The 9,140-nt window shown below is 64.6% G+C and carries 8 protein-coding genes; 5 read left to right on the top strand and 3 right to left on the bottom strand.

Annotation, left to right across the window (positions count from 1 at the left end; all coding sequences use genetic code 11):
• Nucleotides 1–383 (bottom strand): transporter substrate-binding domain-containing protein (locus AC1DWI_RS06055; protein WP_477724536.1); only part of this gene is annotated, 383 nt, incomplete at its 3' end.
• A 268-nt stretch (nucleotides 384–651) separates the two neighbouring features.
• Nucleotides 652–2,298 (bottom strand): MBL fold metallo-hydrolase, encoded by a 1,647-nt coding sequence (locus AC1DWI_RS06060; RefSeq protein ID WP_477724537.1) that lies wholly within the window; start codon nucleotides 2,296–2,298, stop codon nucleotides 652–654.
• Between the two features lie 183 nt (nucleotides 2,299–2,481).
• On the opposite strand from AC1DWI_RS06060, the gene dapF reads away from it, so the two are divergent.
• From dapF to AC1DWI_RS06075, 3 genes are all read left to right on the top strand, one after another.
• The gene (dapF, locus tag AC1DWI_RS06065) at nucleotides 2,482–3,369 is read left to right on the top strand and encodes a diaminopimelate epimerase (protein ID WP_477668414.1); all 888 of its coding nucleotides are present in this window, start codon (nucleotides 2,482–2,484) and stop codon (nucleotides 3,367–3,369) included.
• A gap of 308 nt (nucleotides 3,370–3,677) precedes the next feature.
• Nucleotides 3,678–4,373 carry a DUF484 family protein gene (locus AC1DWI_RS06070; RefSeq protein ID WP_457281114.1) on the top strand — a complete coding sequence of 232 codons (696 nt, stop codon included), beginning with the start codon at nucleotides 3,678–3,680 and terminating at the stop codon, nucleotides 4,371–4,373.
• A gap of 24 nt (nucleotides 4,374–4,397) precedes the next feature.
• Nucleotides 4,398–5,453, top strand: coding sequence for a tyrosine recombinase XerC (locus AC1DWI_RS06075; RefSeq protein WP_477668413.1), 1,056 nt, complete (start codon nucleotides 4,398–4,400; stop codon nucleotides 5,451–5,453).
• A 31-nt stretch (nucleotides 5,454–5,484) separates the two neighbouring features.
• On the opposite strand, the gene AC1DWI_RS06080 is transcribed toward AC1DWI_RS06075, so the two are convergent.
• On the bottom strand, nucleotides 5,485–7,260 hold the full coding sequence (locus AC1DWI_RS06080) for a sensor domain-containing diguanylate cyclase (RefSeq protein ID WP_477724538.1): 1,776 nt from the start codon (nucleotides 7,258–7,260) through the stop codon (nucleotides 5,485–5,487).
• Nucleotides 7,261–7,452: 192 nt separating this feature from the next.
• Here AC1DWI_RS06080 and AC1DWI_RS06085 point away from each other — a divergent pair, with 192 nt between their 5' ends.
• Both AC1DWI_RS06085 and AC1DWI_RS06090 read left to right on the top strand, forming a co-directional pair.
• The gene (locus AC1DWI_RS06085; protein WP_477668411.1) at nucleotides 7,453–8,643 is read left to right on the top strand and encodes a class I SAM-dependent rRNA methyltransferase; all 1,191 of its coding nucleotides are present in this window, start codon (nucleotides 7,453–7,455) and stop codon (nucleotides 8,641–8,643) included.
• Between the two features lie 267 nt (nucleotides 8,644–8,910).
• Nucleotides 8,911–9,140: CobW family GTP-binding protein (locus AC1DWI_RS06090; RefSeq protein ID WP_477724539.1), on the top strand; the 230-nt coding region annotated here is incomplete at its 3' end.

Below are 9,140 nucleotides of genomic sequence, written 5' to 3' on the forward strand. Positions count from 1 at the left end.
GTCTGCTTGCGCTCGGCCGTGATCGTGATGGCCGAGACCAGCAGGTCGCGGTCGCCCTGGTTCAGGGAGTTGAAGATGCCTTCCCATGGCGTATTCAGGAACTTGACTTCGATGCCGGCTTTCTGCGCCACGGCCTTGACGACTTCGATGTCGAAACCGACGATCTCGCCTTTGTCGTTCTGGGACTCAAAAGGTACATACGCGGCGTCCGTGCCGACGACGTACACCTTGGCCGCAGGTGCGGGTGCCGAGGCGGCAGGAGCGGGTGCACTGGCTGCGGGTGCCGGCGGCTCGGTCTTGCTGCAGGCGGCCAGAACGATACCGGCGACCAGGGTGCCGGCGGTTTGCAGGAAACGTCGCGTTGAAATGGAGTAGGAAGACATGAAGTCCCTCAAAAAAGGTTGAAATGATGGTGATGCCCGTCAAGCCATGCGGTCAGGCGTGGCCTCCGGCATACGAACAAAAAGTATAAACCGCAGCCCTGGGGTCAAACAGCCCCTTTCAGTAGCCTTGGTGACTGTTCAAGGCCTTAACGCCGGTATATACCCTTACGTACGGTGCAAGGTTTAGCAACTTTCACGCCACAGTAGCGCGGGTACTCGGTGGTGGCTTGCAAATCAATAGCGATGCCTGGCGCGTGTGCAGAAATCGTTAATGGACAAGGCCCAGCTCACGCACGCGGTCCACGTGCGCCAGCAGCGAGCGTTTGGCCACCGGCCAGATACGCGGGTCCACGTCGTCGTACGCGCCTGCGACCCAGTCGTCGATCGTGCCTTCCGGGTGGGCCTGCATCACGCGCATGATCTTGGCTTCGCGTTGCAGGCGATGCGCCTTGAGCCGGGCAATCGCATTCTTTGCGTCCGCCAGTACGTAGCCATGCGCCGGGGCAATGAACCCGATCTGGTGTTCGTCGCAGGCCGCGCTCAGCGCATCCAGGGAATCCAGGTAGGCGCTCATGTCGCCGTCGGGCGGGTCAATGACCGTGGTGCTGCCGTTGAGGATGTGGTCGCCGCTGAACAGCAGGCCGTCTTCCACCAGCACCAGGCACACATGGTTGGCGGCATGGCCGGGCGTGTGCAGCACCTTCAGGGTATGGGTGATTTCGCCTTCCGGCCCTTTGCTGGTGAGCGCAAGCAGCTCCTGATTTGATAGCGTTCGATCTGGCGAGAAGGCGCTGGCGGCGCGCGCGGTGGGTGCCGAGGGCAGGCCCAGAATCGGCGGCGCAACGCTGCACATGGTCTGCAGCGGTTTGGCGCCGGGTGAATGGTCGGGGTGCGAGTGGGTGCACACAATCATGCGAATGTCGCCGCCGGCCGCCCGCCAGAGACGCTGCAGGTGCTCATGATCGGCCGGACCGGGGTCGATGGCGATGTAGCCGCTGCCAGGGTCGCCGACCAGGTAGCTGTTGGTGCCCGGCCCGGTCATCACGCCGGGGTTGGGCGCCGTCAGGCGCATCACGTTGTGAAGCAACGCCACGGGCTGTGATGTCTGCCAGTCAAGCGCATGCACGATCTGCCCGTCCGGGCAGGTCAGCGCCAGCTCGCCATAGGGCGCTTCGTGTTCCATATAGCGCGCCTCCTTGCCGGCCAGCAGCCCGGCGCGCGGGCAGGAGGTCCAGAGCGGGACTTCGGACGCGCAGGCCGCCAGCACCGAGGCCACGTCGGGATAGTGCTGCAGCCTTTCCAGTGTGCGTATGGTGGGGAAGATGATGAAAAATCCTCCCGCCGCGTGCCGCGCCAGCGCCTCGGCCGGCCGCACCCAGACCGGCTCAAACTGCTCGGCCTCGTCGGCCACCGGGCTTTGCCCTTCGGGCATGYGCGCAACAAGAAAAGGCACATCAAAGCGGCGCGGCAGGTCGCGGTCGGTGACCCAGTGCGCTAGCACAAACACCTCGTCGCCCGCCAGCGTGAGGCCGCGCTCGCGGCATTGCGCGGCGAAGGGCGCCTTGCGGTCCAGCGAAGCGATGTCGGCCGTCGTCGCATGGCTGCCATCCGCGTGGCGCGCCAGCAGCACGCCGAGTTCTTCAAAGCTTTCGCGGATGGCCGCGATGGCCTGGGTCAGGTGCAGATCGCTTTGCGTGGCCCGCCGGGTGGACTGTGCATGCGCCGCGGCATCCGCCGCGTCGATGCCGCCGCCGGGAAAGACATAGGCCCCCGGGGCGAAACTGGCGCTCGTGGATCGCCGCGTCATCAGGACTTCGACACCGTGCGGGGTGTCGCGCAGCAACAGCACGGTGGCCGCCGGGCGTACAGGCGCGGGTTCGCGCGAAGGATGGAGCAGTTGGGAAGGACGTGGCATCCGCAAATTATGGCTTCGGGGCTGCGCGGGCGTTGACGGCGGGTTTTGGCGTATTTTTCTGCCCTGCAAAACCGTGGCAAACCATGCGTATCGCCCCGAATTCCTTCAAAACAACGGCCGGTGGATGCGAAATGGCCGATTCACCTCTTTAAGTGCCGCCTTCGCACCGCAGATAATTCCCCCATGCGAATCCGATTCACCAAAATGCAGGGCGCGGGCAATGACTTTGTCATGCTCGACGAAACCCGCGCCCCGCTGGGCCTCTCCACCGCGCAATACCGCTTCCTGGCCGATCGCCACTTCGGCGTGGGCGCCGACCAGATTCTCTCGGTGCGGCCGCCGCCCAAGGATGCTGGCGAAGGCATCGACTTCGAGTACGTGATCCACAACGCCGACGGCGGCGAAGTTGAGCAGTGCGGCAACGGCGCGCGCTGCTTTGTGCGCTTTGTGCGCGAGCAGGGGCTGACGACAAAGGACGTCGTGAGGGTCAAGACCCTGAGCGGCATCATCGAGCCGCGCATGCAGGCTGACGGGCGTGTCACGGTCGACATGGGCGCGCCGGTGTTTGATCCGGTGCGAATTCCTTTTGACACGTCGGGCCTCACGCCTGTGACCCAAGGTTCATGGCAAAAATGGCCGCTGGCCCTTGATGGGTCAGCGCAAGCAGCTCCTCTTTTGATAGCGGCGTTGTCGATGGGCAACCCGCATGCGGTGCAACTGGTGGACGACGTGGACGCTGCGCCGGTGTTGCAAACCGGCCCGCTGATTGAAAACCACGTGCGCTTTCCGCGTCGTGTGAACGCTGGCTTCATGCAGGTGGTTTCGCGCAGCCAGATCCGCCTGCGGGTCTTTGAGCGCGGCGCGGGCGAGACGCTGGCCTGCGGCACGGGCGCCTGCGCGGCGGTGGTGGCGGGCATACGCTGGGGCCTGCTGGATGCGCGGGTGGACGTGATGACGCGGGGCGGCCAGCTCACCATCGAATGGCCGGGCCAGCTGGATGCACCCGTCATGATGACCGGGCCGGCTACGACGGTGTTTAAGTCCGAAATCGAAATCCCGGACGGGATCTAAGTTCACCCCCTTCCAGGGGCGGCGCCTGGGGCCGGCAAAGCCGGACCCTCGGCCCCCGCTGGTGGAATGCCTCGTTAGTTACGGCCGTCGGCCTCTTCAAGCCAGGGGTGCCGTGGAACCGGCTTTGCCGGGCCGCAGGCACCGTCCCCTGCAAGGGGAAAAGGGCTACACGCAGTGAGCCCGATAGGGGTGTGCTATTTTTCGGCTTTGCCGGGCCGCAGGCGGGCGGCCCCCTCGGGGGGCAGGAAGTTACACGAAGTGAACGACCGTGGGGGCCCATTTCCGGCTCATTTCCCTACAATGCCCGGATGAATCCAACCGAACACCCCATCACCGAAGACGACATCGCCAACTTCCTGGCCAACACGCCCGACTTCTTCGAGCGCCACGCCGAACTGCTGGCTTCGGTGCAACTGTCCAGCGGACACGGCAACCGTGCCGTCAGCCTGCAGGAACGCCAGGCGCTCATGCTGCGAGAAAAGATCAAGGGTCTGGAAACGCGGATGGTCGACATGATCCGCCACGGGCAGGACAACGTGGCCATTGCCGACAAGATGCAGCGCTGGACACGCAAGCTGCTGCAGGCGACGCAGGCGCGCGACCTGCCGGGCGCCATTGTCGAAGGCATCACCGGCGAATTCCTGATCCCACAGGCCGCCATCAAGGTCTGGGATGTGAACGGGATTTTTTCGGATGAGAGTTTTGCGACCGATGTGAGCGAGGACGCCAAAACCTTTGCCTCTTCATTGAGCGCACCTTACTGCGGCGTCAATTCGGGCTTCGAAGCGGTCAACTGGCTGCCCGAGCCCGCGGTGGCCTTGTCGATCGCGCTGATACCGCTGCGCGCCGCAGCGGGCGCGGAGGTCTCGGGCCTGCTTGTGCTGGCTTCACCCGACCCGGAACGTTTTCACAGCGGTATGGGCACGGATTTCCTGGAGCGCCTGGGCGAACTGGCCGGCGCGGCGCTGACGCGGCTGCGGCCCCAGCCGGTCACTGCCGAATAGGCACCGGGGCCATGCACCACGGCCATGATGCAAACGCCGCCTTCGACCTCTGAATTCGGCGGCGGGCAGCCAGTGTTGCCGCCGTCCGATCCGCTGGTCGAGCGTTACCTGGAACATGTGCGTGTGGAAAAGCGCCTGGCCCAGCGCACCGTGGAGCTCTACGCGCTCGACCTRCAAAAGCTCGAAGCCAATGCACACCAGGCCAGGGTGGCGCTGGTGGCGGTGCAAAACGTGCACATGCGGCGCTGGGTGGCGCAAATGCATGGTGCGGGGCGCAGCGGCCGAGGCATTGCGCTCATCCTTTCAGGCTGGCGCGGCTTTTACACCTGGCTGGGCCGCGAAGGCCTGATCAGCGGCAACCCCGTGCAGGACGTGCGGGCGCCCAAAGCCGCCAAGCCCTTGCCCAAAGCCCTGAGTGTGGACGAAGCCGTGCAGCTCGCGGGCTACCAGGCCGACGCTTCGGATGGCGACCCGCAGCTGGAGCTGCGCGACCAATGCATCACCGAACTGCTGTATGGCTGCGGGCTGCGTATCGGCGAGCTGGTGGGGCTGGATGTGAAGGCCAGTGCGCAGGCGCGCGGCTGGATCGACACGGATGCAGCCGAAGCTTATGTGCTGGGCAAGGGGTCCAAAAGGCGCAGCGTGCCGGTCGGTCGGGCTGCGCTGCAATCACTGCAGCAGTGGCTTGCCGCCCGGGCCAGCTGGGCGCGTGAAGACCATGCGCTTTTTATCAACCAGCGCGGCACCCGACTGACGCCACAGCACATCCGGGTGCGGCTGAAGCAGCGCTCGCTGAAGGCGGGGCTGGCAACGCCGGTGCACCCGCACATGCTGCGTCACTCTTTTGCCAGCCATGTGCTGCAGTCGAGCGGTGATTTGCGTGCGGTCCAGGAGTTACTGGGCCATGCAAACATCACGACCACGCAGGTCTACACCCGGCTGGATTTCCAGCACCTGGCCAAGGTGTATGACGCGGCGCACCCGCGGGCCCTGTCGAAAGCCGGAAAGGCCGGCGCGGGCGCGCCGGCATCACCAGGAAGCCTGGCGAAGGCGGACAAAGACGCTAAAGACAAAGCCTGAGCCTGGCACCAGCACTGGTGCCAGGCGGTGCTCAGGCTGGACTGGGACGGTCGCGCCTTGCCGGCCGTGCCGGCGGCACGTCCCCGAGCATGAACACCGCCCGCTTGCTGTCGGCCGGGGCGGCTGCCAGGCGCTCTTCAAGCTGGGTCAGCAGGGCCTGGGCATTCGAGCCCTGGTAGGGCACYAGGGCGTACGCGACATGCACCTGTGCGACGCAGTCCACGTGCAGGCCTTTGTAGGGCATGAGGCAGCGCGCCACGATGCGCGGCCCGAGCGTGCCGGCGTCCTCGGCATTGAAGGGGCCTTCGACCAGCATGCCGAAGCGCCGCTCCGACAGCCGCGCTGCGCTGTCGATCTCGCGTGCGGTGGACAAAAGGCGTTCGGCCACATGCAGCGGCAATTCTTCGGCGGCCTTGCGCCCGAAATCGCGCTGGATCTGCTCGGAGTTGACCAGGTCGATGATCATCACCGCGCTTTGGTGGCGCAGCCGTTCGGAACGCGCAATCATGCGGATCAGGCGCTCGGCAAACACGTGGCCGTTGATGAGACCCGTGGCCGGATCCACCCGGTCCAGGCCCTGGATGCGGCGGATGTTTTCGCGCCGGTGCTGGCTGCGCAGCATCAATACCAGCATGGCGATGGGCAGATGCAGCGCCACACCCAGCTGCATGCCGTGCTGCGTCAGAAAGCCGATGGGCACCAGCTCGGCATTGCGGGCCATGGTCCATCCGGCGGCGGCCAGAACCGGCACATATGACAGCATCAGCCATGGTGCAAACCGGTCGCCACGGCGCCAGGCCCAACCCATGACCAGCATGCAGCTGAACTCCAGCAGCAGCACGATGGGAATGAACAGGTCCATCCGCGACGCGGAGGGAACCAGCGCCAGCGCCACAGCCGCCAGCACGCCCAGCGCGGCCTGGCCCACCGTCAGCCAGTGCAGGCGCAATGAGCGTTCGGGCAAGGCCACCACCGCGGAAATGAACAGCAGGGTGGCCGACACCGCCAGCATGGGCAGTACGGATGTCGAAATGTCGTTCCACCCCGGCCACGCCGGCCACAGGTGCAGCCCCGCGATGCCGGTGACGGTCGCCTGCGTCAGGCCCATCAGGGTCACGCAGAGGGCGTAGTAACCGTAGGCGGTGTCGCGCAGTGAAATAGCGCCCAGCGCCGAGATCAGTGCCGCCAGCCCCGTCAGCCCGAAGAAGATGCCCAGGATCAGGGAAACACGCTGCTCTGAGTGGCTCAGGTGCCCCTCGCTGATGAACTGCAGCGGCGCGCTGAACGCATGGCCGTTCTCCAGGCGCAAAAGGTAATGGGTGGGTACCTCGGCCGACAGCGCGATGGGCAGCAGGGGATGGCGGTGCGGCACCGGCCATTTGTCTACCGCCACCAGGTCGCCGGCACGCTGCTCGTTCCAGCGGCCGACACCGTCCAGGGTATACAGCGAAGCCCGGTCGATGGACGGGTAGGGAACCTCAAGGTACCAGCGCTCTGCGTCGGGCGCCGGTGGCACGTTAAAGCGCACCCACATGGCCTGGCCGCTGGTCACCGGGTAGATCGCGTTGCCGTGTGTCGGCTTCCAGGGGATGTCGGGGGTCGCGGCAACCTGCTCGGGGGTGAACTGGCCGGTCGTGTCTATCCAGTAGTCGCCCCAGTCCTGCAGTGCGACAGGTTCTGTCTGGGTGTCCAGGTCCAGTATGGTGCGCGATCGTGCATCCAGGCTGGTCAGCGCCAGCAGCGAGCCCATGAACAGGCTGATAACCAGCCCCAGCAACAGAGTGCGGACGGGTGCGGGCRTGCGCATGGCCGGGCTTGCCAGCGGCCCGTGTTTCTTCCATTGCCGCGAAAATGAGGTCAAAAACATTAACCTGCGATTGTCGCAAAACTTTCACGAAAATTACACCGAGCTGTCAAACCGCTGTCGGCCGGCTCATTTGTCAGGGTGGACACTCCGTGCCCAAGAGGGGGTGACGCTATCAGCCGCGACAATAGCGGCATGAAAATAATTCGACTGCGGGACGGCAAGGAGCGCTCATTGCTGCGGCGCCATCCCTGGATTTTTGACGGCGCCATTGCCAAGGGGGGCGGTGACGCGGGCGAGACCGTGCGGGTTGAAAGCCACGCCGGCGTTTTTTTGGGCTGGGCCGCTTTCAGCCCGGCCTCCAGGATCCGGGCCCGGGTCTGGAGCTTTGACGAAGCCCAACGCATCGACGCGGCCTTCTTTTCAGCGCGCATCGCCCAGGCCCTGAAAGCACGGGAGCTGTTTGACATCCAGAGCGACGGGCGGCGGCTCATTCACGGCGAATCCGACGGCCTGCCGGGCCTGGTGGTGGACCGCTATGCGGACACGCTGGTGGCGCAGTTTTCCAGCTGCGGCGCAGAAAAATGGAAAAGTGTGATTGTCGAAGCCCTGCTTGCCCAGACCGGCCTGACGCGCCTGTACGAACGCTCCGACGCCAGTTCACGTGCCCTGGAAGGCCTGCCCGAAGTGACCGGCTGGCTGGCCGGCTCGGGCGAAACCGGCATCACCATCACCGAACACGACTGGAAGCTCAGCCTGGACGTGGCCGAAGGCCATAAGACCGGCTTTTACCTGGACCAGCGCGACAGCCGGCAGAAGTTTGCCGCCTACACGCGTCGTTTACAGTTCGGCCAGGTGCTCAACTGTTATTGCTATACCGGCGGCTTCACTGTGGCCGCGCTGGTCGGCGGCGCCGGGCACGTCACGTCGATTGATTCGTCCGGCCCGGCGATCGAGCGGGCCCGGGCCAATGTGGCGCTGAACGGCTTTGACGCCAGCCGCACCACTTTGCTGGATGCCGACGTCAACGCCTCGCTGCGCCAGTACCAGAAGGAAGGCCGGATGTTCGACGCCATCGTGCTGGACCCGCCCAAATTCGCGCCCACGGTGACGCATGCCGAGCGTGCCGCCCGTGCCTACAAGGACATTAACCGGCTGGCGTTGTCGATTCTGGCGCCCGGCGGCGTGCTGTTTACCTATTCCTGCTCGGGCGGGGTCAGCGCCGACCTGTTCCACAAAATCGTGGCCTCGGCCGGTATCGATGCGGGGGTGGACGCTTTCATCTCCGAGCGCATGGGCGGCGCACCCGACCATCCTATGACAGTAGCCTTCCCGGAAGGCGAATACCTGAAGGGCCTGGTGCTGGTGAAGCGGGTGGGCGGCTGATTTTTATATAAATAGTGGTTGCAGGTTAATAAAGACGGGTGCAAGCAGCTATTAAAAATATAGCGGATACGGGGCGGAAATTACCGCCTTGCGCTGTTTTTGGGGACCCTGCGCTTGACACGACCTGTAAAGTAACTGCTGGTCAAGGTGGTATTCACCGGGGCTGCGCGACGGGCTTGAACCCGCCGCTAAACTCCCCCACCTGTGTGGCTGCGACCTGCTTCGCCCTTCGCGCTACCCCTGCAATTCCTGTTTTTAGGTAACACCATGAGCTTGATTCCCGTCACCATCCTCACCGGCTTCCTGGGCTCCGGCAAAACCACGTTGCTCAAGCGCGTGCTGACCGAGGCGCACGGCCAGAAAATCGCTGTTATCGAGAACGAGTTTGGTGAAGAAAACATCGACAACGAAATCCTGGTCAATGACACCGAAGAAAACATCATCCAGATGAACAACGGCTGCATCTGCTGCTCGATCCGCGAAGACCTGCGCGAAAC

This window comes from Polaromonas sp. P3_C2 (assembly GCF_056402675.1).